The following is a 25,206-nucleotide window of genomic DNA, read 5'->3' on the forward strand; positions in this document are numbered from 1 at the left end:
GCTCCTTTTTAATGAAAATCAATTTTAGATTTACAGCAACTGCTGTCTTACTTAGTCTATTTATTCACATACAAACAGTTTCTGCTCAGGTAGGAGATAGTGAACTCGGAGCCTGGTATAGTTATTTTTTTAGTACGCAGTTTGATTCGAGTGAATTTGGGGTAATGGGAGATGTACAACATCGTAATTATCAAGTGGGAAATGATTTTCAACAATTAATACTACGCGCCGGTCTTACTTATAATATCAAAAACACTCCCTTAAAATTAGTAGCGGGATATTCCTATTTTAATTCGGGTACACCGGGAGAAGATAATTCTCAAAGTATTGAAAACAGACTTTACCAAGATTTACTTTGGGGTCAAAAAATAGGAAATAGACTTCTTTTTAGTCATCGATTACGTGTTGAAGAGCGCTTTGTAGAAGATCAGGATTTTAGAACGCGATATCGGTATGCATTAAATGTCAAATTACCTTTGAATAATGCACAATTAGTTCCTAATACATTTTATTTATGGACAGCCGGTGAAGTTTTTGTAAATGGTCAAAAACAAACCGGAAATAACACAGTAAATCTGTATGATAGAACTTGGCTTTTTGGAGGGTTAGGATATGAAATCAGCAAGTCCTTCCGATTTGAATTTGCATACATGCGTGAAATCACAGAAGCTGCCACAAAAGGACAGCTTATCGTTAGTTTATTTCATAGTTTTTAAAATATTTAATAGTAATCTCAATTGATTATTTAAATTTGGGGAGTGAGTAAGAAAGGCAACATATATAAATCTACTATCAGTTTATTCCTGATACTTGCCTTCTTTTCATTTAAAGTATTAGACCTACATACCTATTCACATACAAAAGATTCTGTAAAAGGGAGTCATTGCGAGCTTTGTTTGCATACACAACACAATAAAAAGTCGCTTGATCTATCGTTACCGGTAGCTTATGAATTTCACGTAACTGCTCCAGAATCAACTTATAGCTTCAAAAGTTTCTACAAAGAATTTATTAAGGTTAAACGTTTTCCTTTCGGAATTTCGCTAAACAAGGCACCACCTACAGTTTAACCTAATGGCTGCTTAAGGCCATTTCAGTCTATGTGCTCATGTAGACTTCATTTTTCAGTAATTTATTATTTACAAACTATTCAAAGCTTTATCAGCCTAAGAATGGGTTTTTAATAATTTGATCTACTACTCATTACAAAAAGTAGTTTACTGATTCCCATATTCAGGATTTACTCAATACTTTACTATGAAAATTTTCAGTTTAGTGCTATTGCTCTTGTTTACAATACATATGCATAGCCAAAAATGTGATAACACCTTAACAGGAACAGTTCGTGATTTTCACGACGGAAATATCCTCGTTAATGCAACATTAAGTGTCAATGGATATGATATCTACGCTATTTCAGATTTTGATGGCAAGTATACATTAGATGGTTTATGTGCAGGCTCTTATACAATTACAATTACTCATCCCGAATGTGAGGTTGCAGAATTTAGTGTTGATATAAATGGCAATTTGTCTAAGGACTTTAAGTTGGAGCATCACACCGAAGAATTAAATGCAGTCACTGTAAAAGGTGAAAATGTAAATAAAGGGTCATCTTCCTCTGCTGAAACTGTGCTCCACAGTACAACTATAGAAAAATACAGTAATGCAAGCTTAGGTGATGCATTGCGGGAGGTTGCTGGTGTTTCTTCTCTTAATACCGGTAGTACAGTCGTAAAACCGGTTATACAAGGTTTGCATAGTAGTCGTGTGCTTATCATTAATAACGGTACACGAATGGAGGATCAGGAATGGGGTGTAGAACACGCGCCTAATTTAGATTTAAATACGGCTTCATCTATTACAGTGGTGAAAGGGGCAAGTGCTTTGCGATACGGTGGCGATGCTGTAGGTGGCGTGATTGTGACAGATATACCTAAAGCTCCTTCAAAAGACACATTGTTTGGTAAAACTATTCTTAGCGGAGCATCAAATGGGAGAAGCCTGGGACTCACAACGAGTTTATTAAAAGCATACAAGTCCGGACTTTATTTTCTGAGTCAGGGTACAACTAAATTTGCTGGAGATTTAGAAAGTCCAGATTATGTTTTGTCAAATACCGGTTTAAATGAACGTGATTTTTCATTAGGTTTTGGTCTTAATAAATTCACTTACGGTTTTGATGTTTACTACAGCTTTTACGATTCTGAAGTGGGTATTTTACGGGCAAGTCACATAGGTAGTGTAAGTGATTTAGTGCGCGCTATTAACAGTGGTACGCCTAATTCTATATCAGATTTCACCTATGGTATAGATGCTCCAAAACAAGATGTGCAACATCATCTTGCCAAAATAAGTGTATTCAAAAGATTTGAAAATGCCGGTAAATTGAGTCTGGATTATTCTTTTCAGCAAAATAACCGAAAAGAATTTGACATACGCCGGGGTGATGATAAAGACAAAGCATCATTAGATCTACAATTGACAACCCATACTTTAGCTACCAATTTCTTGTATGATGCAGCTACAGATTTAAAGGCAAATTTAGGCTTGGAGGGTTCTTATCAAGAAAATTTTCCAGACCCTAATACTGGGATTCGAAGATTAATACCTGATTATGAAATGTATAGTTTTGGAGCGTATTCAACGGTAGATATTAATCTAAACGATAATTTACGTCTGGATGCTGGGATACGGTATGACTATAGCCAGATTGATGCTCAAAAGTATTACCAGAGCAGTAGGTGGGAAGAACGAGATTATGAAACAGACTTCGGAGACTTAGTGGTAGATCGTATAGATAATCAGCTATTGGTTAATCCAATTTTTGATTATAGTAACTTCTCGGCAACTGTAGGTGCTCACTATGATTTAAGTTCAGATTTTGATTTAAAATTTAACTTAAGTACTGCTTCAAGAGCTCCAAATCCGGCCGAGCTTTTTAGTGATGGTTTACATCATTCTGCTGCAATTATAGAATTAGGAGATCTTAGGTTAGATAAAGAACAGTCTTATAAAGCGAGTGTCGAATTTAATGGTCAACTAGGAGATTTTTCTTTTAGCTTAAATCCTTTTTATAATCAGATTGACGACTTTATAATTTTAGAACCTAATGGCTTACAATTTACAAACCGAGGAGCTTTCCCCGTATATGAGTATGCGCAGGTAAATGCGCGCTTGTATGGATTAGATATTGAAGCTAGATATAGAATTTCTCAGGAATTTGACATAAAATCATCTTTTGCATATGTAAACGGGGAGGATCTTGACCGCGAAAGACCGCTAATAGATATGCCTGCTCCTAATCTTAATACTACACTTTCTTTCTTTAAAACTGAATGGAATAATTTAAGTATTTCCTTGCGCAATCAAAGTGTTTTTGAGCAAACACGTTTTCCTGATAATGACTTTGATATTACGTATGTCAATGATGGTGGCCAGGAGGTTACAGAGTCTGTTGCTGTAAGTAAACCGCCAGCTGCTTATTCATTACTTCATTTTGCATCATCAATAGACTTGAATATTTACAAGCAATCTAAACTTACGTTAGGATTTTATATTGATAATGTATTGAATACTTCCTACAGAGATTATTTAAATCGTCAGCGTTACTTCGTTGATGATTTAGGTAGAAATTTTAGAATACAATTAAAAATTAATTATTAATACCAAAATGATAACTATGAAAACAATCAAAATTTCAATCTTAAGTCTTATTGCACTTATCGGATTAAACTCGTGCTCGTCTGATGATGACTCGACACCAGAAATTATTAATGAAGAGGAAGTAATAACTACAGTTGAAGTCGTTTTGACTCCAACAACAGGTGATGTAGTTACACTGAAATCAATTGACCTTGACGGTGATGGACCTAATGCCCCAGTATTGTCTGTATCTGGACCATTGCAAGCAGGAATGCTTTATAATGGAGCTATTACACTTCAAAATGAAACTGTATCTCCAGCCGAATTAATTAACGAAGAAATAGAGGAGGAGTCTGATGAGCACCAATTCTTTTATCAATTCTCTAGCAACCTTGGTGCTTCTGTAACGTATACTGATACAGAAAATGATTATTTATCTAACGGAAGTACAAATCCTGTTGGCTTAACTTTTTCATTACAAGCTAATGCAGTTGCTTCAGGCAGTTTTACAGTGACATTAATTCACGAGCCAAATAAAGATGCTTCAGGTGTTGCTGAAGGAACTTTAACCAATGCTGGCGGAGAGCGCGATGTAGAACAAACCTTCAGTATAACTGTTGAGTAAATAAAAGTAAAGGCAATAAAAAAGGGACTTCGTAATACGAAGTCCCTTTTTTATTTTAGCAGTATTTATACTTATTTATCCTAAGTAAGTCTTAAGCACTTTGCTTCTTGAAGTGTGACGTAATCTTCTAATGCCTTTTTCACGTATTTGACGTACGCGCTCACGACTAAGGTCGAACATCTCTCCAATTTCTTGAAGGGTGTGTGGTTGTTCACCACCTAAACCATAGTTAAGTTTAATAACATCAGATTCACGGGGAGAAAGCGTCTCTAAAGCGCGCTCAATCTCAGTTCCTAATGATTCTTGCATTAGATCTGCATCTGGGTTAGGTGATTCACCTGACTTCAATACATCATAAAGATTAGAATCGTTTTCACCTTCTTTAAATGGAGCATCCATTGATAGGTTACGTCCCGAGTTTTTCATAGCTAATTTAACCTTAGCTACAGTCATGTCTAATTCTTTAGCAATCTCGTCTGCAGAAGGTGGACGCTCTAAACTTTGCTCTAAATAAGAAAAGGCTTTATTAATTTTACTTATTGTACCTATCTTATTAAGCGGTAAACGTACTGTTCTAGAGTGTTCAGATATTGCTTGTAAAATAGATTGGCGAATCCACCATACCGCATAAGAAATAAATTTAAAACCACGAGTTTCATCAAATCTCTTTGCAGCCTTTACAAGACCTACGTTTCCTTCGTTAATTAAATCTGGTAGTTTTAAACCTTGGTTTTGATACTGTTTAGCAACAGATACCACAAAACGCAAATTAGCCTTCGTCAATCGTTCTAAAGCTACTTGATCGCCTTCCCGAATGCGTTGTGCCAACTCGACCTCCTCATCAGCAGTAATCATATCGAGTTTACTTACATCTTGTAAATAGGTATTTAAAGATTTTGATTCCCGATTGGTTACCTGCTTGGTGATTTTGAGTTGTCTCATATGAAAATTTATTTTTTAAATGTAAATAGGATGTAGTATAACATGGATATTCGTTAAATCAAAATTTTAATGCAACTTTATGAAGTTATTGGCATTAAAGGCAATTTTACGCTATCCTTCTAATGAGAATCATCCTAATTATCCTCATCCTTGTTTTTCCTTTTTAGAAACGAAAAGAATCCTTTTTTAGTGTTATCTTTTTCTGAATCATCTTGATTACTATCCTCTGTAAATTCTAGATCTTCATCATTATCTACAGGTTCATTTTCGGTTCTTATAATTGTCCCGTTATCATCAAGATAAACTTGTTTTTTTGTCGTTACTTCTTCTTTTGTGCCTCCAAAAATGCTAGACAAAAATGTCTGAACCTGTGAGGTACTATCTCTCACAATTGGTGCACATCTCATAGCTTCATAGACCGATCCAGACGGATTGGGAAAACGTTGCTTAGTTAAATGTGTATACGTGGTATCTGCATTCATTCGCTGCATAAACTTCGCATAAATAGGTAATGCTGAATTAGCTCCAGCTCCAATACCGGTACTGCTAAAACCTATTCTATAATCATCATTTCCTACCCAGGTCACTGCAACCATATACGGTGTTAAACCTACAAACCACCCATCCTTATTATCTTGAGTAGTACCGGTCTTTCCTGCGATGTCATTTGTTAACTTGTACTTGTACCTTAGTCGGGATGCAGTCCCTTCACTTACAGTCCCGCGCATCATTTGTACCATAGCTTCTCTGGTAAAATTGCGCATCACCGTTTTTTCTGGAGTAACTGGCTTAAAATCAACTATCGTTTTTCCTGCTTTATCTACAATTTTTGTGATATAATAGGTTTTCATAGGTTTTCCTTTGTTTAAAAAGGAAGTATATGCGGAGGCTAAATCACGAATTTTAATTTGTGCAGTTCCTAAAGCTAAGGAGGGTACACGGGGCAATTTGCTAGAAATTCCCATTCGTTTTGCCTGTGCAATTACATTATCTATTCCTACATCTAACAGTACTTTAACTGCAACGGTATTAACCGAATTACTCAAAGCTCCTTTTAATGAATAGGATACACTTGTACTGTCTGATCCACCAGAATTTGCTGGAGACCAACTTTTATTGTTAAAATAATATACTTCTTGATCTGCACTGTAGTATGTACAGGGCTCAATATCATTTTCTAGAGCTGTGGTGTATACAAACGGTTTAAAAGTAGATCCCACCATTCGTTCACTTTGACTTACGTGATCATATTGAAAGTTTGTAAAATCAATACCACCTATATAGGCGAGAACCCCACCGGTTTCCGGTTCTAATGCTAAGAAGCCGCAATTTAACAGCGATAAATAGTGTGAGATACTGTCTCTTACAGAAATATTTTGAACAGTTTTTTCTGAATTCCAGTCAAATACTTTTCGTTCTGCTTTAGTATTTAAAGAGTCATTTATTTGCTCTTCGGTGAGACCTTCTTTCTGCAATCTTTTGTACAGATCCAGATTTTTTATATTAGGTTCAAGAATAGCTTCTTTTTTCCAAGGAGCATAATTACCATATGCTTTTACATATTGGGCTTGTAACTCAGCCATATGTTCTTTCATTGCTGCCTCAGCATACTCCTGAAGATTTTTATCGAGGGTTGTATGTATCGTGAGTCCGTCTTGATACATATCGTAAACAGTACCATCCTCTTTTTTATAATTTTTTAAAATTTCTCGTGCTTCTTGCCGTATAAGCTCTCTAAAATAGGGTGCAATCCCTATGTCTGAATGTTTTTGATAGTTAAGTTGTATGGTATCGCGTTCCATACCTATGGTATCTTTCGGTGTAAGATAATCGTAGCGTAACATCTGTTTTAATACAACATCTCTACGTTCTTTTGCACGTTCTGGATAAAGTCTTGGGTTGTAGCTGTTATTTGCTTTTAAAGTTCCTACAAGAATGGCAGATTCACTAAGCGTTAAGTCTTCAGTAGATTTATTGAAGAATTTTTGACTTGCACTTTCTATTCCGAAGGTATTGTCAGGAAAAGGAACTGTGTTTAAATAAAGATTTAAAATTTCATCTTTTTCATAAACATCTTCCAGTCGCTGAGCAATTATAAATTCTTTAAATTTTGAAATTACCAAGCTAATAGCTCCGCCTTCCCGACGACTGTAAATGTTTTTTACAAGTTGCTGTGTTAATGTACTTCCACCACCGGCAGAATCATCCTGAAGAAGTAATGTTTTAAAAAATACACGTAGTAAACTCACTTTATCTATACCGTCGTGTTTGTAAAAACGCACATCTTCGGTAGCGACTAAAGCGTCTCTAAGGTGTTTTGGAATCTCACTGAAAGCAATAGGTCTTCTATCAAAAATATAATACTTACCTATGACTTCTCCATTACGATCAACAAGTTGAGTGGCAAGAGATTGTTCTAGATGAGTTAATTCATATCTTGAAGGTAGAGAACCCCAGATTCCGGTATAAACACTAAAGAAGAATAAAGAAAAAATAAGGAAAAGACCACCTAATGCAAGTACTGGATATCTTACCCATTTAATCTTCATTACTGAATGAAGTTTTATGGAGAAGAAACGGGAAAAAAGATTAATCTTTTGAACCGATTTATACTTTGACAATTTTATAAGAAGTTCTTTAAAATTGTTATTTAACCTATTTAATAGCGGGGTCTTCATACAGACTGCAAAGGTACATGTATTATTTTCTTACACACTATTAGCTTTAGATTTGTTTAACAAGAATTTCAGAAATTTTAAAGTATGGATATTTATATCAAAAGTAGCCACAGCAAAGTGAATATTTTGCGCAACTACTTAATTTACAACCTTATTTAATTTGAGAGATCTAAGTCTAGTGATATTGATCCAACTTTACTGAACCTTAAATCTTCAAGGTTGAAAGCAAAATTCCTATTTAGGATTAATTCTTCAATGGTAATCTGGCTATTTTAGAACAATGTGGATAGTAATAATGTGCCCAGAATGCATAAAACTATTGACAGTATTCCACCTATAAAAAGAAAATGCTTAAACCTATAAATCCCTAAATTGTAGATAAGTGTGTTAGTTTGATATCCTACTGGAGTAAAGAAGCTAAAATTTGCAGCAAACATAACCGCTAGTAAGAAAGGTTTTGCCGGTAATTCTAAACCTGCGGCCACCGATATAGCAATAGGTGTCATAATCACAGCTGTCGCATTATTTGATACGCTACCGCTCATTACCATTGTAATTAAGAAAATTGCACCCAATATAAATAGTTTATCTTTTCCTTCAAATAAAACTAGTAACTGGTCTGACAGCCAAATATCTGCTCCGCTATTAGTCATTGCTACTCCTAGGGGTATCATACCGGCAAGTAGAAAGAATATTTGCCAATCTACCTTGGTGTAAATTTTATTCATCTCGAGACAATTTGTTGCCAGAAGTAATGCTAATCCTGTTAATGAACTTGCCAAAATACTTAATACACCTCCCGCAGCTAGACCAATAACAGCAAGTAAAATGAGCGTGGCGATATATTTTTTATTCTTATCCTTAGGTTGGAATGGCTCGTGGGTTTTTAATATGACAACACCCTCTAGATTATTGAGTTCGTTTATGCTTGACTTATCTGTCTCTAATAGAATTCGGTCTCCCGGCTTTATACGGATTTGGTCTAGATTTTTACGAATGAGACGCTCTTTAGTATTTCTAAGATTTTTCCGCTTCTTTATTGCTATAGGTAAAATACCTCTAAGATTAAATCGCTTAAGATCACTTAATGTACTACCTAGAAAAACAGACCCTGGAAGCACTAGAATTTCCAATAATTGAATGGCTATAGCCTCTTTTTTTTCCTTTTCTTTTTCTTTTTCCGTTTCGATTTTAATACCATCTGTAAGTTCTTCAACGGCTATTTTTTCATCTGTTTCAGGCTTTTCGGTAGTTGTTTTTTTCTCAGATGAGACAATGCGTTCCAGATTTTCTATGTCTGCCATCACAACAAGCTCATCACCGGGTAGGAGTGTTATATATTTTCCAGGAGCATTAGTTGTTACACCATTACGAACAAGTTTAAGTAAGGTAACATCACCAGATTCTTTTAAAAAAGTTTCTTTAATCGTTTTGTTTACGAGGGGCGAATTTGCAGCTACTGATACGGTAGTTATTAATTCGTCTATTTCATAGGCCATTTCCAGACTTTCAGTAGGATCTTTTTTAGGCAGAAAACGCGATCCTATGGTAACGATAAGTATTCCCGTCGCAAGAAAAATTCCACCCATCCAGGCAAATTCAAAAAAACCTAATTTCTCTACACCGCGATTTTGAGCTATTGAATTAACAATAAGGTTTGTTGAAGTACCCATCAACGTACAGCTTCCGCCTAAAATACCTGCAAAGGAAACGGGTAGCAGAAGTTTTCCGGCAGGAATCCCAAATCGATCAGACAGCTGAAAAATAATTTTTATGAAAACAATTACAACGGCAGTAGTACTTATAAATGCTGAAATACCTGCAGTTATAAACATAAATGTAGGAATTAGAACAAGCAATGGTAAAATGCTCAATCGCTGCAAACCTTGAGCAAACCAAGCAATAACACCGTTATCTTCTAGTGCAATTGCTATTATCATGAGGGAGAGTACTGTAATGGTAGCCGTATTTGAGAAACCACTAATTGCTTCCTCGGGAGTTACTAAACCTAGTAAGACTAGTGATACAATAATGAATATAGCGATCTTATCTACAGGGAATAATTCTGTAACAAAAAAGAATATCGTCAATCCAAGTATGATAAAAACTTCTAATATTGCTATATCCATAAAATGTGGTGTTAAAAGATTAAATGTATATTGAATATGCTTATCAATTTCTTAAATATTACTTAATAATAAGTATATTTTCGAGTAATTAAATAGTGTATTTCTTAGAATTTTTCCTTGATGTATAGTTCAATAAGAAAGCATATAGATCAAATAATTTCGATAACTGATCAAGAGTTTGACGAATTTAAAAGCATATTAAGTCTGCATCAATTTCGTAGAAAAGAAGCTTTAATAATTCCAGGGTCTCGCGTGGATACTGAATTTTATGTAGTAAAAGGTTGTATAAAGGCATACCATACTTCAGAAAATGGAGATCGATCTATCGTTCAGTTTGCTATTGAAGATTGGTGGATAAGTGATTTTAAAGCCTTTTTTAATAATACGACTGCAAAACTCACTGTAGAGTGTATTGAAGATTCGGTAGTTTTCGGTTTAAAAAAAGAAAACCTTGAAGAACTATACCGCAGAATTCCCAAATTTGAACGCTTTTTTAGAATTAAAACTACACGTGCCTTTATAAGTCTTACAGGTAGAATTCAGAATGCATTAGAAAAAGAAAGTGCAGATTTATATCTCGATTTTTGCAAATCGTATCCAAGTATAGAGCAGCGGGTACCTAATTATGAAATTGCCAGTTATCTGGGAATAAAGCCAGAGTCTTTGAGTAGAATACGTAAAGAGATTGCTTCTAATAATTCGAAACCTCCATTTAACAAGGCTTAACAGAATTTAGTGTTAGTTTACGATACCACCTAACATAAATCAATTCGAGAGCTTCTTCATTTAAATAGATTTGTAACTCAAATAAAATTTATATCATGAGCTTACAAAATAAAAATATAATAGTTACAGGCGCTTCAAGTGGAATAGGTGAGGCGACGGCAAAGACACTTGCAAAGGCTGGCGCAAATGTAGTTTTAACTGCCAGACGTACAGATCGATTAAAAGAGTTGAAAGATACTATCGAAAAGGATGGAGGAAAAGCACTAGTGATTACTGCAGATGTAACCCGTAAAGATGACTGGAAAAATGTTATTGAGCAAACGCACAAGACTTTTGGTAAAGTTGATGTACTTGTTAATAATGCGGGCCTAATGCCGCTATCGTTTATCGAAAACTTGAAAGTTGATGAATGGGATAAAATGGTTGATGTAAACATAAAAGGGGTATTAAATGGTGTTGCCAGTGTGGTACCGGATATGAAAGAACAGAAATCTGGACATATAATAAATATATCATCTGTTGCCGGACGAAAAATTATGCCTGCTGGAGCCGTTTATTGTGCCACAAAATATGCTGTACGAGCGCTTAGTGAAGGTATACGTTTAGAAATGGGACCAAAATACAATACAAAAGTAACCTCAATAGAACCAGGCTTTGTTTCAACAGAATTGACCGATACGATCACCGATGAGGATGTTAAAGATATGATGTCTCAATTTGAAGACTTAACGCCGCTTCAGGCACAAGATATTGCAGATTCTATATACTATGCTCTTACTCAGCCCGAACATAGTAGTGTAAATGAAATATTAATAAGACCCACAAATCAGGAATTATAGAAACGGATTTCAAAAAAAAAAAAGCCCTGCAACGCAGGGCTTTTTTTATAATTAAATTAAATTTTTTAATTTTTTTCAGGAACCGGCAGGCTTACAAAATCAAAAGCTTCGACAAGGTTATCTAATGATATTATAGGTTTTTTATAAAAGAATTTTTCAACATCAATATTTGAAGCTGCAGTTTTGCTGTAAGGTACCACGACGTACGATTTAAAGCAGTTATATTTCTCAGTGTACTTCATCCAATCTTGCGGTATGAGCGCATAGTTATTCACCCGATTAGAGATGAAATCAAGATCTTGATTGGATAGTGTATAAAATTTATTTTTCTGCTCATTAATTTCCTCTGCCATTTGATAATCAAACAAAACTCCTTCATTAATTTCAGAAACAATAATAGAATCAAAAAAGTAGAGTGTTCCAAAATTGAATTTATGTTCTTCTAAAACCAATTTATAAAACGCGGAATCTTTTAGATGCATAAGGGAAAATTCATTAGGTGTGTTAAAGAAATGAATTTAAGTATTTTGATTTTTAAAATGGATACTTGCTCAAATTTTTTCAATAAAAAAACCCGCCTTTAAAGGCGGGTTTTTGTGATATAAAATATATCTATTTTCTAGTTAGCGCTTCCTACTAATGATAAAAACTTATCTAAATTAGGAAGTATAACAATACGTGTACGTCTGTTCTTTGCTCTATCTTCTTTTGATGCATTGTCTACTAACGGTAAGTAACTACTACGACCGGCAGCAATAAGTTTTTTAGGATCTACACCATATTTGTCTTGTAGTTCTCTAATTATTGCAGTTGAACGCTCCACACTTAACTCCCAGTTATCTTTAATATATGCGCCTTCTTTTACAGTTTGATCATCGGTGTGACCTTCGACCATTACCTCAATAGCTGGTTCAGAATTAATAACATCTGCTAGTCGTTTTAGTAAGTTATCTGCTTTATTGCTTACTCGATAGCTTCCACTATTGAACAATAATTTATCTGAAACATTTATCATCACTACCGTCTCATCAATATCTACCTGAATATCTTCATCAGAAGTTACATTCTGATCAAGATTTTTCTTTAGGTTATAGGATATTGCTAGATTCATTGAATCTTCTAAAGTTTTTGCTCCAGACAATTCCTGTTGATTTGCATTCTTTAAAGTAGCGCGCATTTTATCTTTAGTGCTCTCTGATATGGCTGCAATATTTTCAACAAGATCAAGCTTATTGTAATTTTCATCACGCAAAGAGTTAATCTTAGAATTGTAATCTGCAACTCGATTTTCGATGGCACTATATTTAGCTTCTAGTTCTTCTTTTTCAACTTGTGTTTTAGTAAGGGTTACTCGAGTGTTATCATATTGACCTTGAAGCTCAGTATATTTTTTCTTTGATACACACGATACGCTAAGTATAGTTACTCCTAATAGGGCAACTGTATTAATTGTTCTCATAATTATTCATTTAGTTAGGTATGCATAACCCCTATAATTTTGATTTATTTTTTTTGAAGTCCTATAATTATGTTAAATCAGAATTAACTTTGAAAGCGCTACATAAAAAAAGCTCGTAAACACTTGGCTTACGAGCTTTTTAAATGAATATGTTTTTTACTACTTTATTGCTACAACTTCTAGGTCAAAAGTTAAATCTTGACCTGCAAGTGGGTGATTGGCATCAATTAAAATGCTTTCATTACGCACTTCAGCAACACGCAATTGACGCTCACTTCCGTCAGGATTTTTAGCAACTAATCCCATACCTACTTGTGGATCTATTTCTGGAGGTAAGTCTGCTTTAGGTACTTCCTGAAATAAGTCTTCGCGTACTTCTCCATAAGCTTCAGCTTCAGGAATCGTAACACTTTTCTTTTCATTGATAGACATATCCATCAATCCTTTTTCAAAACCAGGTATAATCTGACCCTGACCCATTTGAAATTCAAGAGGTTCTTTATCTACAGAGCTGTCAAAAATTTGACCATTAGACAGTTTACCCGTGTAATGTACAGCTACAGTATCGTTATTTTTTACTTTACGTTCTATGTTTTTATCCGTTGTTTCCATAGTTGACAATCTAAAAAACACCGTAAGGAATACCCAAGAATATATGTTAAATTCTGAATTTTTATGATATAGAAAACAAAAAGCATCAGATCCCGTAGGATTGATGCTTTTGTAGCTCAAATGATTGAAGATTATGATTTTGTCTTCCTGTTCTTTAAGACTTTTGAAATAACGAAATAAGCAACAAGCGCAATTACAAAATATAAGAAATAGGAAACCGGTTGTCCATTACCACCCACTGTGGTAAATAACCTTTCAAAACGAATTTTCTCCATTATACCATTACCGTTACTATCCCAACTAAACCAGATAAAGACAGGTTTACCTACCACGTGATTTTCTGGAACAAACCCCCAGAAGCGGCTGTCTTCACTGTTATGACGGTTGTCACCCATCATCCAGTAGTAGTCTTGTTTAAAGGTATATTGTGTTAAAGGAGCATTATCAAGTAAGACCTGATTACCAGAAATACTTATAGTTTGAGGATGTCCCATTTCGGTTCCTTCATAAACTTCAATAAGTCGCTTATATAATGCTATGTTATCAACGTTAATAGGAGTAGAAGTGCCTTTCTTCGGAATGTAAACTGATGCAATCTGGTCCCGATTTCCAAGACTTGCATTTCCTTTAGGGAAAATGGACTGATCTTTTTGATCTGCGGGAGCTATTATGCGTTCTAACGAACTTACATTAGGATGATTTCTGAAACGTTCTGCATTCTCATCTGTTATAGACTGAGTAGCAAATTGGGTGCTGTTAAAAAACTGAAGGTTTACAATTTTATAGCTATCGTAAAGGTTTTTAGCATTAAAGCCACTTCCCTTAGAAGTTCCTTGATAACTGTATTGTAATTGAGCGCGATCTGGAAGTTCTAAAGGTTTATTATTTACATATACCTTACCGTCAACGACTTTTAAACTATCGCCGGGAATACCTACAGCGCGTTTTACGTAATTAGATTTCTTATCTATAGGTTTTTGATAATATTTTCCATCATCAAGACCGTAAAAACGGTTAACCGTATCTACAGGCCAGCTAAAAACAACTATATCACTACGTTTAATATTTTGAAAGCCGGGTAGTCTAAAGTAGGGGAGTTGGGGCTTATCTAAATAGGATTTAATCCCCAATACGGGAATTGTATCGTGAACCATAGGGAAACTCACAGTGGTCATTGGAGTTCTGGCACCATAATGAAATTTACTTACAAATAAATAATCTCCTATTAGTAAGGTACGCTCTAAAGAACCTGTAGGAATTGTAAATGGTTGCATCACATAGGTGTGCACAATTGTGGCGGCGACAACCGCAAAAAGAATTGAACTTGTCCATTCTCCTGACGAACTCTTAGGAACTAAAGATCGATCCGTTTTGTAAGTTACTGGAGCTGCATAGTTGAGATAATACAGATAAAAACCTAAAGTTAGAATTACAAGTGCAGTATCTGTATTAGAATTTTTTCCGAAGCTACGTGCAGTTTCTACCCATATAACCGGAAACATAATTAAATTTACGATAGGAATAAACAGTAAAATTGTCCACCACCACGGTCTACCTATGATTTTCATAAGTATTACAGCATTGTATACGGGTACAATTGCTTCCCAAGGTTGGCGACCTGCTTTTTTATATAACTTCCAGGTACCCAGAAAATGTATTACCTGAACGGCTATAAAGAATAAAAACCATTGCGTCATTGTCATCGGTTTATTTTTTAAATTCTAAAATATATCTATGAAAGATTTAATACATCTTTCATTGTGTGTACCCCTTTTTTGTCTTTTAACCACTCTGCAGCGATAATAGCGCCTAATGCAAATCCATTACGACTATGCGCTTTGTGCTCAATCATAATTTCATCTACATCACTTTGATAAGTAATTGTATGAGTGCCCGGCACTTCTGCTTCACGCACTGCTTTAATGGTAATTTTATCAGACTCTTCATTATCTAGAATCCAGTCTGTTTTAGAGGATTCTTCGATGATACCTTCGGCTAAAGTAATTGCCGTACCACTAGGAGCATCTAATTTATGAATGTGATGCACCTCGGTCATACTTACATTATAGCTATCAAGTGCTTTCATCATTTGAGCCAGCTTTTTATTCAGCTCAAAAAAGATATTCACGCCTACACTAAAGTTTGAAGCATATATAAAAGCTCCATTATTTTCTTTACAAAGGGCAACCATTTCGGGATAGCGATCTAACCAACCTGTGGTTCCGGAAACAACAGGTACACCAGATTTTAAAGCCATACTAATATTATCTACAGCTGCATCAGGAACACTGAAGTCTATAGCGACATCTGCATCTGCAAAATCATAAGTATCACCTTGATCAATTTTTTTAACAACAGAATGTCCGCGTTCAACAGCTAGTTTCTCAATGGTTTTTCCCATACGGCCATAACCAAGAAGGGCAATTTTCATAATTTAAAAAGTATAAGTTATGCGCATTCCTACGGTATTTGAAAAGTCAAAATCACTGCGCTGAAAAAATGGAGCAAAACTTAATCGATCTTCAACCTCATATTGTGAGAGATGAGCATCTACGTTTGCTTCAATGATTTGCAGGACATAAATACCTGCAGTTATAAGTATTGAAAGTTCTTTATTACGACGGTAGAAGTCTTGAGCACTTATTAATTGATCTTCAGTAAAAATCTGCGTTGCATTTCCGTCTTCATCAATAACGGTAAACTCATCGATACGTCCTGCAATTCGGTCTTTGTATGCCGTTCTGTATTTTTGAAAAAGATCGTGGTTATAAACAGCAATTCCCACACCCGTACCTACAGCACCGTAAACCAGTGGTATTTTCCAATAATCGCCATTGTAAGCTTGTCCAAGACCAGGTAAAATTCCAGAATAGAAAGCTGCCTTAGCTGGTCTGAGCGGATCATATTCTTCAAAAACAGGATCTATTTCCTGTGCAATAATTTCAGGTTCTTCATTCTCCTCAACAGTTTGTGCAAAATTGAAACTGCTAATAAGTAGAAATACAATTAATGTAAGTTTATTGTGCACCTGAAATTAGTTTTTTAAGTCGCTCAAAGTCTTCCTGAGAAGAAAACGGGATTATTAGTTTTCCATTGCCCTTTTGAGCAACTTTTACATCCACTTTAGCCCCAAAGTAAGAAGCGAACTTCTCTTTACCTTCTTTTATAAATTCAGGAACCGTGGTTTTAACAGGAGTCGCTTTACCTTTTCCTTCTTTGTAATTTTTAACTAAGGTTTCAGTAGCTCTAACAGATAAAGAGTTTTCTATGATTTTTTCATAGATGTCTAATTGATCTGATGTGCTTTCAATATTAATTAAGGCTCTTCCGTGGCCCATAGATAAAAAGCCATCTCGCATCCCGGTTTGAATAATAGGATCAAGCTTTAAAAGGCGTAAATAATTTGCAATTGTAGATCTGTTTTTACCTACGCGATCGCTCATTTGCTCCTGCGTAAGATTTATTTCATCTATAAGTCTTTGGTAAGAAAGTGCAATTTCTATAGGATCAAGATCTTCTCGCTGAATATTTTCAACAAGAGCCATCTCAAGCGATTCTTGATCATTGGCTATACGTATGTAAGCAGGTACGGTTTCTAAGCCTACTAATTTTGAAGCTCTAAAACGACGCTCTCCTGAAACTAGCTGATATTGACCAAAACTTATTTTTCTAACCGTAATAGGTTGTATTACACCAAGCTCTCTAATAGATGAAGCTAACTCTCTTAAAGCATCTTCATTAAAACTACTTCTAGGCTGAAACGGATTGACCTCAATTTGATCAAGTTCTAATTCTACAATATTACCTACTACCTTATCTGCACCTTTATCTCCCGCAGTATTAATATCGTTATCAGGATCTTTTAGCAATGCAGAAAGACCACGACCCAGGGCTTGTTTTTTTAATGCTTTAGCCATTGTTATGCGTTATTTTTTGTAATTATCTCTTCTGCCAAACTTAAGTAATTTGCCGCTCCTTTACTGCCTGCATCATAATTTATAATGCTCTCTCCATAACTTGGAGCCTCACTTAATCGCACATTACGTTGTATAATGGTTTCAAAAACCATCTCATCAAAATGCTTTTGAACTTCTTCAACAACTTGATTAGATAAGCGTAATCTGGAGTCAAACATCGTAAGTAATAGACCCTCAATATCTAAAGCAGAATTATGAATTTTTTGAACACTCTTAATGGTGTTTAATAATTTACCCAGTCCTTCTAATGCAAAATACTCACATTGTATAGGTATTATTACCGAATCTGAAGCAGTTAGCGCATTAAGAGTAAGAAGTCCTAATGAAGGCGCACAATCTATAATTACATAGTCGTAACTATCTTTTAAGTGTCGAATAGCTTTACGCATCATGTACTCGCGCTCTTCCATATCAACTAGTTCAATTTCTATAGCGACAAGATCAATATGTGCGGGTATAATATCCAGATTAGGAGAATCTGTCTTCATTATAGCATCTTCTGCAGGGCTAGAATGTTCTAATAGTTGATAAGTACCTATCTCAATACTTTCTACGTCAAGACCTAAGCCCGATGTAGCATTGGCTTGTGGATCTGCATCAATTAATAGAACTTTTTTCTCTAAAACACCCAGGGATGCCGCAAGGTTAACAGATGTGGTCGTTTTGCCTACACCACCTTTTTGATTAGCAACAGCTATAATTTTACCCATAGAAATCTTAAAAATTGAAGAGCGAAAGTACGATTTATAACCCGCAATTAAAATGCTTTTTGTTAACAGGTTTTATTCTATATTGAATAAAATGCATTTTTACATTGCGTTAAAAAGTTTAGAAAACAACCACTAACCCTAATTCGCAAGCGCTCAATTTTTTAATAGATGGATCCTTTTATAATCAAGCTAGGAAATATTTTTTTTATTCTGAACCAAATTATTCTGACTTTTTGCCTTTAACAGCAGCCTCAAGTTGATCCCATAATTCTTCAGGAATATCCTGAAGCAGATTAAACTGGCCGGCACCTTCTAGCCACTCACCACCGTCAATTGTAATCACTTCTCCATTTACATAAGCAGCAAAGTCTGATACCAGATACGCCGCAAGGTTTGCAAGTTCTTGATGATCTCCTACGCGTCGTAGGGGTACTTTTTTTGAAAGATCAAATTTTTCAGCAAGATTACCGGGAAGTAATCGTTCCCAAGCCCCTTTTGTAGGGAAGGGGCCTGGCGCTATTGCGTTAGATCGAATTCCATATTTTGCCCATTCTACAGCCAAGGATCGGGTCATTGCCAATACACCGGCTTTTGCAGTTGCACTGGGAACTACATAGGCAGATCCCGTCCACGCGTAGGTGGTAACTATATTTAGAATAGTTTTATTTTTCTCCTTTTGATCTATCCATTGTTTTCCAAAAGCCAATGTGCAATTTTTACTACCTTTTAGAACAATATCTATAACCACATCAAATGCATTTGCCGAAAGACGCTCTGTAGGAGATATAAAATTCCCGGCTGCATTGTTCAATAGCACATCTACAGAACCGTATTTTTCAATTACAGAATCGCGCATTGCTTCTACTTGAGCATAATCCCTTACATCACATTGTACAGGAAAACAAGATCCGCCGGTATCTTTTGAAAGTTCTGCTGCAGTTGTTTTAAGTTTCTCAATATCTCGAGAGCTTATAGCAACATTGGCACCCAATTCTAAAAAATATTTTGTCATCGATTTACCAAGTCCGCTACCACCGCCGGTAACAACTATTGTTTTTCCTTTTAATGCATCGTCACGCAACATTTTATCGGTATAGCTCATAGTATCGATTAATTTTAGTGTTAGGTTTTTTATTAAAAAGCTGATCTATCTATTCTTCAAAACTTTGCATCAAGATATTAAGTATGGAAATGGCTGCATCACTAATTTTTGAACCGGGCCCAAAAACAGCTACAGCACCGGTATCAAATAAAAATTGATAATCTTTACGAGGAATTACGCCTCCCACAATAACCATTATATCTTCACGATCCAGACGCTTTAATTCTTCAATCACCTGGGGAACGAGTGTTTTATGCCCTGCAGCCAGCGAACTTATTCCAAGAATGTGCACATCATTTTCAACAGCTTGTTTTGCAGCTTCTTTAGGCGTTTGAAATAATGGACCTATGTCTACATCAAAACCTACGTCTGCATAGCCGGTAGCAACTACTTTTGCGCCTCGATCGTGACCGTCCTGACCCATTTTTGCAATCATTATACGCGGTCTTCTTCCTTCTAATTCAGCAAAATGATTTGCTAGTTCCCGTGCTTTCTCAAAGGCAGGATCTTTCTTAACTTCTTTACTGTACACCCCTGTAAATGATTTAATTTCTGCTTTATACCTCCCGAATACCGATTCTAAGGCTGAAGATATTTCACCTAATGTAGCACGATTACGAGCTGCATCTACAGCTAAATTTAGCAAATTTCCGGTTCCTTTTTCTGCAGATTCAGTAAGGGCTGCCAGTGATTTTGCAACCAAAGTACTATCGCGTGATGTTTTTACTTCAGATAATCGTTGTAATTGAGATTTACGTACCGCATCATTATCTACTTCAAGTGTAACAATATCATCTTCGGTTTCCAAAGCGTATTTGTTAATACCTACAATAACATCCTGACCACTATCTATACGAGCTTGCTTCTTTGCAGCAGCTTCTTCAATACGCAGTTTAGGAATTCCTTTTTCTATAGCTTTAGTCATTCCACCTAATTCCTCAACCTCTTCAATGAGTTTCCAAGCTTTATCTGCGATTTCTTGAGTAAGCTTTTCTACGTAGTAACTACCTGCCCACGGATCAACTGTACGTGTTATTTCGGTTTCTTTTTGAAGATAGATCTGCGTATTACGAGCTATACGCGCAGAAAAATCTGTAGGTAATGCGATGGCTTCATCAAGCGCATTAGTATGTAAGCTTTGAGTTCCTCCAAAGACCGCAGCAGTAGCTTCAATTGCTGTGCGTGCTACATTATTAAAGGGATCTTGCTCTGTGAGACTCCATCCGCTTGTCTGGCAATGCGTTCTAAGGGAAAGTGACTTTTCATTTTTAGGATTAAATTGTTTTACGATTTTTGCCCAGAGCATTCTTGCTGCTCGCATTTTTGCAATTTCCATAAAATGATTCATTCCTATTCCCCAAAAGAAGGAGAGACGTGGAGCAAAACTGTCTATGGTCATACCAGCTGCCAAGCCTGTTTTAATATATTCTAAACCATCGGCAAGAGTGTAAGCTAACTCAATGTCTGCAGTCGCACCAGCTTCTTGCATATGATATCCAGAAATGGAAATCGTATTGAATTTGGGCATATTTTTAGAAGCAAATTCAAATATATCTGAGATAATGCGCATTGATGGAGTAGGTGGGTAGATATAGGTATTACGTACCATAAACTCCTTTAAAATATCATTTTGAATTGTGCCTTGTAAGTATTCAGGTTTAACACCTTGCTCTTCTGCTGCGACAATATAAAATGCCATAATAGGTAATACGGCACCGTTCATAGTCATTGAAACACTCATTTTATCAAGTGGTATCTGATCAAAGAGTACCTTCATATCTTCTACAGAGTCAATTGCAACACCAGCTTTTCCTACATCACCTTCTACACGCTCGTGATCACTATCGTAACCGCGGTGTGTTGCTAAATCAAACGCTACAGAAAGTCCTTTTTGACCGGCCTTTAGATTCCTTCTGTAAAAAGCATTGCTTTCTTCGGCGGTGGAGAATCCGGCATATTGTCTTATGGTCCACGGTTTGCGCACATACATCGTGCTGTAAGGTCCACGTAAAAATGGCGGAATACCTGCCGCAAAATTTAGGTGTTCGAGATTTGCCAGATCTGATGAAGAATACTCTTTTTTAAGAGTTATTTCCTCTGCAGTAGAAGCGGTAGTTGTAGCTGGATTTTTTGGAGCCACAGGATTTTTTAAGCTTAGATTCTGAAGGTTTTTTCTATTCATCCTGTAATCTTTTTTGTTCAACCTCTTCGGCAAGTCTTTTTTGAATGATGGGCTCGATTAGGGTTTTGCGAGGATTCATTTTTAAGAATGGGTACAATTCAAGATCTTCTTTCATACGATCTTCAGAATTTATATATGTATTAGTACCTACTAGCACTTTTTTGCCCACATTAAATGCTTCTTGCTCTTTTAAAGCTGTAGCCTTGACCTTCTTTTGAATTTTCCCAGCTATGAGTTGGCTTATAAAACCATCACCGGCTTCGATCTCTTTAAATAAATCGAGAGCTTTTTCTGCAAATTGCTTCGTTAAAGTTTCAATATAATACGTGCCATCAGCAGGATTAGAAACTAGGTCAAAATAACTTTCGTGTTTTAATAACAGCAGTTGGTTACGTGCTATACGTTGCCCAAATTCATTTGATTTGTGGTAAATTGAATCATACGCAAGATTACAAATAGCATCAGCACCTCCAAGAATTGCGCTCATACATTCCGTAGTCGTGCGTAACATATTTGTATTATAATCATACAAAACTTTATTGCGGGTAGCCGGTTGAGCGATAATGTGGCAATTTTCATTTAAACCATATGCATCGGCTAGAGTAGCATGTAATAATCGAAGTGCTCTTATTTTTGCGATTTCAAAAAAATAATTTGAACCTATTGCAACTTTATAATTGATTGTTTGACTGCGCAGATTTTCAGAATGATAGGTATAATATTCATTTGTCTGGGCTAGGGCATAAGCCAACTCCTGAATGCAATTAGCTCCCGCATTATGAAATAAAGACATATCTACACCTATAACGTTATCGTTATGCGTGTTTAAAAGAATGTTTTCTAATGCTTTATGGTCAGATTTAAGATCTATATACCAGTTACCTGAGTGAGCTAGATTGCTAATAATATCAACATTAAAATGGGAATTATAACCCATTTCTAGAGTTTGTATAGAAAGCGACTTAATAAAATCAGGATCCAGAAAACTAAATGAAAAATTTAAGGTTAGTTTTTTCTTCGGAAGGTGATTAAGTAAATCTTCAATATTAAATTTAGCATCAGCCTTAAAACTTAGCGCTTCAACTCCTTTATCAAGTAATGAAGAAGCATTTAAGGCAGCAGATTTAGCATTTAAAATATACACTTCTTCAAGAATAGACCAGTTTTTTGGATGACCGGGAATGCTTACAGGTTGAGTATCTTCCCGATGATAAAAAGGCTTTACATGTATTCCTTCGGGACTAGACCATAATAAAGTCTCGTTATAATCTGCTCCAGATAAGTCGTATTGAATTTTCTGCTTAAATGCCTTAGCAGATACCGGTTCAAATTCTGAAAATAAACTTTTATTCATTATTGGTATCAGTTTTAAGACTGTCTTCATATTCGATTATAAAGATTTCCTCTTTGTCTCGTTTCATAAAATATTCTTCACGTGCAAAGCGCTCTAACTCCAGACTATCTTTCAATTTATTAATCTGCTCTCTGTCTGCTTTAATTTCCTCTTTAAAGTAAGCTCTATTACCCTCTAGTTTTTCTATTTCGTCATTTAATTCTTTATGAATGAACCAGGAGTTCGTATCAAAGAAAAACATCCATACCGTAAATATGAGAAGAATAAGTATATACTTATTTCCCAGAACACGAAACCACTTTTTCTGACGAAGTTCTTTGAGTTTAGACACAGGTAATAAATTTAATTAAACCAAGCGTTGATTAATGATACTACGCACAATATCTATCGCTACATTATTATACCTATTATAAGGTATGATAATATCTGCATATTCTTTAGTAGGTTCAATAAATTGTTGATGCATAGGTTTAAGTGTCGTTTGATATCTACTTAACACTTCTTCAAGATCACGACCGCGTTCTGCTATATCCCGCTTTAGCCTACGTATAAGGCGCTCATCTGAATCTGCGTGAACATAGATTTTAATGTCAAATAGATCTCTAATTTCGGGATGCGTGAGTATCAAAATTCCTTCTACAATCACCACCTTACGCGGGTGCGTAATAACTTTGTCACTAGTACGATTATGCTTTACGAAGGAATAAACAGGTTGCTCTATTGTTTCTCCTCTTCTAAGCGATTCAAGATGCGCACAAAGCAATTCAAAATCAATAGACTTAGGGTGATCAAAATTTATTTTTACCCGCTCATCATAGCTCAGATGCGAATTATCGCGGTAGTAAGAATCCTGTGATATAACGGTAACTTCTCCTTCTGGTAATTCTTGTACAATTTGATTAACAACAGTGGTTTTACCACTTCCGGTACCACCGGCGATTCCTATAATAAGCATAACATATGATTTACCGCAAAAATAGGAAACTTAACCCACTAAGCATATCCTTAAAATTTGCTTATTTAAGAACAAAAAAAAGCATCTTCATATAGGGATTTGAAAATGCTTTTATATTAATTATGAGCTTGTTGAAGACAATGCTAATAGCCAAAAGTTTTAGTGTGGCAGTTTATGTTTTATGATACCGTAGATAAATGTACCTAATAAGGCACCTGCTATAACGATTAGAATAGACAAGTATCCCGCTCCTGCTAGCACGTACATAGGTCCCGGGCAAGCTCCTGCCAATGCCCAACCTAAACCAAATAAGGTGCCGCCAATTGCATATCGAGCTACGCTTTTATTCTTCGGTTTGAGATTCATTTCGTTTCCATTAATTGCTTTTATATTAAAACGCTTAATGATTTGAATACCAATTACGCCTAATACTAAAGCAGAACCTATAATGCCATACATATGAAATGAACCAAATTCAAACATTTCATAAATACGAAACCAAGATGCAGCTTCAGATTTATACATTATAATTCCGAAAAAGGTACCTATGAGTAAATAAACTATAGTTTTCATGATATGAATATTAATGGGTAAATAAAATGGATCATAATCAATCCTCCTGCAAAAAAACCAATTACAGCAATTAGTGATGGCAACTGTAAATTACTCAACCCAGAAATTGCGTGACCACTGGTACAACCACCCGCATATCGAGCTCCAAAACCTACTAGAAACCCTCCGGTTATTAAAAGCAACCAGTTTAGAGGATTTGACAGCGCTTCATTGCTGAAAATTTCTGTAGGCATATAGGCTTCCCCGGCACTATAAATACCATATCCATTTAGTGTTTCTACTACAGAAGGTGCAATTTCTACAGTATTGTTAGACATAAATTGAGAGGCAATAAACCCTCCAATTACGGCTCCTATCATCACGATCAAATTCCAGCGCTCTTCTTTCCAATTAAATTTAAAAAAATCTGAAGCTTTACCAGCGCCTGACGCAGAACAGAGCGTGCGTAAGTTTGAAGACAGACCAAATTGCTTACCTACATATAGTAATATAAACATGGTAAGAGCAATGAGCGGACCAGCAACATACCATGGCCAGGGTTCATATATTAAATTCATAGTGATTATATTTTGAATAATTTCAAATTGTAAGTCGGCAAATAAAGTCAAACTTGCATTTGCGTTACGTAACACGAGTTACATAGGTGTGATTTAATTTGCTGACGATTTAAAAGCTGTGAAAATTTAAAAGGAGAAATT

Annotated in this window: 24 protein-coding genes; 6 read left to right on the forward strand and 18 right to left on the reverse strand. The window is 35.6% G+C overall.

The window, feature by feature from the left end; translation table 11 throughout:
- The first annotated feature begins 11 nt into the window (after positions 1 to 11).
- The 4 genes from ABVM53_RS13595 (at position 12) to ABVM53_RS13610 (ending at position 4,270) form a co-directional block, all read left to right on the forward strand.
- Positions 12 to 716 (forward strand): DUF2490 domain-containing protein, encoded by a 705-nt coding sequence (locus tag ABVM53_RS13595; protein ID WP_405327053.1) that lies wholly within the window; start codon positions 12 to 14, stop codon positions 714 to 716.
- A gap of 42 nt (positions 717 to 758) precedes the next feature.
- Entirely contained in the window at positions 759 to 1,070 is a 312-nt protein-coding gene (locus ABVM53_RS13600) for a hypothetical protein (RefSeq protein ID WP_405327056.1), read from the forward strand.
- Positions 1,071 to 1,257: 187 nt separating this feature from the next.
- Complete coding sequence (locus ABVM53_RS13605; RefSeq protein WP_405327059.1) at positions 1,258 to 3,666, forward strand: TonB-dependent receptor domain-containing protein; 2,409 nt, start codon at positions 1,258 to 1,260, stop codon at positions 3,664 to 3,666.
- Positions 3,667 to 3,682: 16 nt separating this feature from the next.
- Entirely contained in the window at positions 3,683 to 4,270 is a 588-nt protein-coding gene (locus ABVM53_RS13610; protein ID WP_371456407.1) for a type 1 periplasmic binding fold superfamily protein, read from the forward strand.
- 75 nt (positions 4,271 to 4,345) lie between these two features.
- Here ABVM53_RS13610 and ABVM53_RS13615 read toward each other — a convergent pair whose 3' ends face one another.
- The 3 genes from ABVM53_RS13615 to ABVM53_RS13625 form a co-directional block, all read right to left on the reverse strand.
- Positions 4,346 to 5,212, reverse strand: coding sequence for an RNA polymerase sigma factor RpoD/SigA (locus tag ABVM53_RS13615; RefSeq protein ID WP_073097290.1), 867 nt, complete (start codon positions 5,210 to 5,212; stop codon positions 4,346 to 4,348).
- A 134-nt stretch (positions 5,213 to 5,346) separates the two neighbouring features.
- A complete protein-coding gene (locus ABVM53_RS13620) occupies positions 5,347 to 7,761 on the reverse strand; it encodes a transglycosylase domain-containing protein (protein WP_405327063.1) in 2,415 nt (804 codons plus the stop codon).
- 401 nt (positions 7,762 to 8,162) lie between these two features.
- Positions 8,163 to 10,019 (reverse strand): SLC13 family permease, encoded by a 1,857-nt coding sequence (locus ABVM53_RS13625; RefSeq protein ID WP_405327066.1) that lies wholly within the window; start codon positions 10,017 to 10,019, stop codon positions 8,163 to 8,165.
- 120 nt (positions 10,020 to 10,139) lie between these two features.
- Here ABVM53_RS13625 and ABVM53_RS13630 point away from each other — a divergent pair, with 120 nt between their 5' ends.
- Both ABVM53_RS13630 and ABVM53_RS13635 read left to right on the forward strand, forming a co-directional pair.
- On the forward strand, positions 10,140 to 10,745 hold the full coding sequence (locus ABVM53_RS13630; RefSeq protein ID WP_371456410.1) for a Crp/Fnr family transcriptional regulator: 606 nt from the start codon (positions 10,140 to 10,142) through the stop codon (positions 10,743 to 10,745).
- 95 nt (positions 10,746 to 10,840) lie between these two features.
- Positions 10,841 to 11,584 (forward strand): SDR family oxidoreductase, encoded by a 744-nt coding sequence (locus ABVM53_RS13635; RefSeq protein WP_405327070.1) that lies wholly within the window; start codon positions 10,841 to 10,843, stop codon positions 11,582 to 11,584.
- Between the two features lie 65 nt (positions 11,585 to 11,649).
- On the opposite strand, the gene ABVM53_RS13640 is transcribed toward ABVM53_RS13635, so the two are convergent.
- From ABVM53_RS13640 to ABVM53_RS13710, 15 genes are all read right to left on the reverse strand, one after another.
- Positions 11,650 to 12,066: a hypothetical protein gene (locus tag ABVM53_RS13640; protein ID WP_405327073.1), complete on the reverse strand. Its 417-nt coding sequence runs from the start codon at positions 12,064 to 12,066 to the stop codon at positions 11,650 to 11,652.
- Positions 12,067 to 12,203: 137 nt separating this feature from the next.
- Complete coding sequence (locus ABVM53_RS13645) at positions 12,204 to 13,043, reverse strand: OmpA family protein (protein WP_128757112.1); 840 nt, start codon at positions 13,041 to 13,043, stop codon at positions 12,204 to 12,206.
- A gap of 159 nt (positions 13,044 to 13,202) precedes the next feature.
- Complete coding sequence (locus ABVM53_RS13650; protein WP_371456414.1) at positions 13,203 to 13,655, reverse strand: peptidylprolyl isomerase; 453 nt, start codon at positions 13,653 to 13,655, stop codon at positions 13,203 to 13,205.
- A gap of 131 nt (positions 13,656 to 13,786) precedes the next feature.
- Positions 13,787 to 15,358 (reverse strand): signal peptidase I, encoded by a 1,572-nt coding sequence (gene lepB, locus ABVM53_RS13655; RefSeq protein ID WP_405327077.1) that lies wholly within the window; start codon positions 15,356 to 15,358, stop codon positions 13,787 to 13,789.
- 29 nt (positions 15,359 to 15,387) lie between these two features.
- Positions 15,388 to 16,086 carry a 4-hydroxy-tetrahydrodipicolinate reductase gene (gene dapB / locus ABVM53_RS13660; protein ID WP_405327080.1) on the reverse strand — a complete coding sequence of 233 codons (699 nt, stop codon included), beginning with the start codon at positions 16,084 to 16,086 and terminating at the stop codon, positions 15,388 to 15,390.
- 3 nt (positions 16,087 to 16,089) lie between these two features.
- Positions 16,090 to 16,683, reverse strand: a complete 594-nt coding sequence (locus ABVM53_RS13665) for a DUF5683 domain-containing protein (protein ID WP_405327082.1) — start codon at positions 16,681 to 16,683, stop codon at positions 16,090 to 16,092.
- Positions 16,673 to 17,572, reverse strand: coding sequence for a ParB/RepB/Spo0J family partition protein (locus ABVM53_RS13670; protein WP_371456418.1), 900 nt, complete (start codon positions 17,570 to 17,572; stop codon positions 16,673 to 16,675). The genes ABVM53_RS13665 and ABVM53_RS13670 overlap by 11 nt, the downstream gene beginning before the upstream one ends.
- 2 nt (positions 17,573 to 17,574) lie before the next feature.
- Complete coding sequence (locus tag ABVM53_RS13675; RefSeq protein ID WP_128757107.1) at positions 17,575 to 18,342, reverse strand: ParA family protein; 768 nt, start codon at positions 18,340 to 18,342, stop codon at positions 17,575 to 17,577.
- A 220-nt stretch (positions 18,343 to 18,562) separates the two neighbouring features.
- Complete coding sequence (locus tag ABVM53_RS13680; RefSeq protein ID WP_405327086.1) at positions 18,563 to 19,444, reverse strand: SDR family oxidoreductase; 882 nt, start codon at positions 19,442 to 19,444, stop codon at positions 18,563 to 18,565.
- Between the two features lie 49 nt (positions 19,445 to 19,493).
- On the reverse strand, positions 19,494 to 21,626 hold the full coding sequence (gene scpA, locus ABVM53_RS13685; RefSeq protein WP_405327089.1) for a methylmalonyl-CoA mutase: 2,133 nt from the start codon (positions 21,624 to 21,626) through the stop codon (positions 19,494 to 19,496).
- Positions 21,619 to 22,980, reverse strand: coding sequence for a methylmalonyl-CoA mutase subunit beta (locus ABVM53_RS13690; RefSeq protein WP_405327092.1), 1,362 nt, complete (start codon positions 22,978 to 22,980; stop codon positions 21,619 to 21,621). The genes scpA and ABVM53_RS13690 overlap by 8 nt, the downstream gene beginning before the upstream one ends.
- Positions 22,973 to 23,311: a septum formation initiator family protein gene (locus tag ABVM53_RS13695; RefSeq protein WP_371456422.1), complete on the reverse strand. Its 339-nt coding sequence runs from the start codon at positions 23,309 to 23,311 to the stop codon at positions 22,973 to 22,975. The genes ABVM53_RS13690 and ABVM53_RS13695 overlap by 8 nt, the downstream gene beginning before the upstream one ends.
- Before the next feature lie 15 nt (positions 23,312 to 23,326).
- Entirely contained in the window at positions 23,327 to 23,935 is a 609-nt protein-coding gene (gene udk / locus ABVM53_RS13700; protein ID WP_371456423.1) for a uridine kinase, read from the reverse strand.
- 159 nt (positions 23,936 to 24,094) lie between these two features.
- Positions 24,095 to 24,508 carry a DUF6691 family protein gene (locus tag ABVM53_RS13705; RefSeq protein ID WP_405327096.1) on the reverse strand — a complete coding sequence of 138 codons (414 nt, stop codon included), beginning with the start codon at positions 24,506 to 24,508 and terminating at the stop codon, positions 24,095 to 24,097.
- A complete protein-coding gene (locus ABVM53_RS13710) occupies positions 24,505 to 25,065 on the reverse strand; it encodes a YeeE/YedE family protein (RefSeq protein WP_405327099.1) in 561 nt (186 codons plus the stop codon). Before ABVM53_RS13710 ends, ABVM53_RS13705 begins: the two co-directional genes overlap by 4 nt.
- Positions 25,066 to 25,206 lie beyond the last annotated feature (141 nt).

Source organism: Leeuwenhoekiella sp. LLG6367-2.1 (assembly GCF_045055775.1).
Taxonomy (GTDB): domain Bacteria; phylum Bacteroidota; class Bacteroidia; order Flavobacteriales; family Flavobacteriaceae; genus Leeuwenhoekiella; species Leeuwenhoekiella aequorea.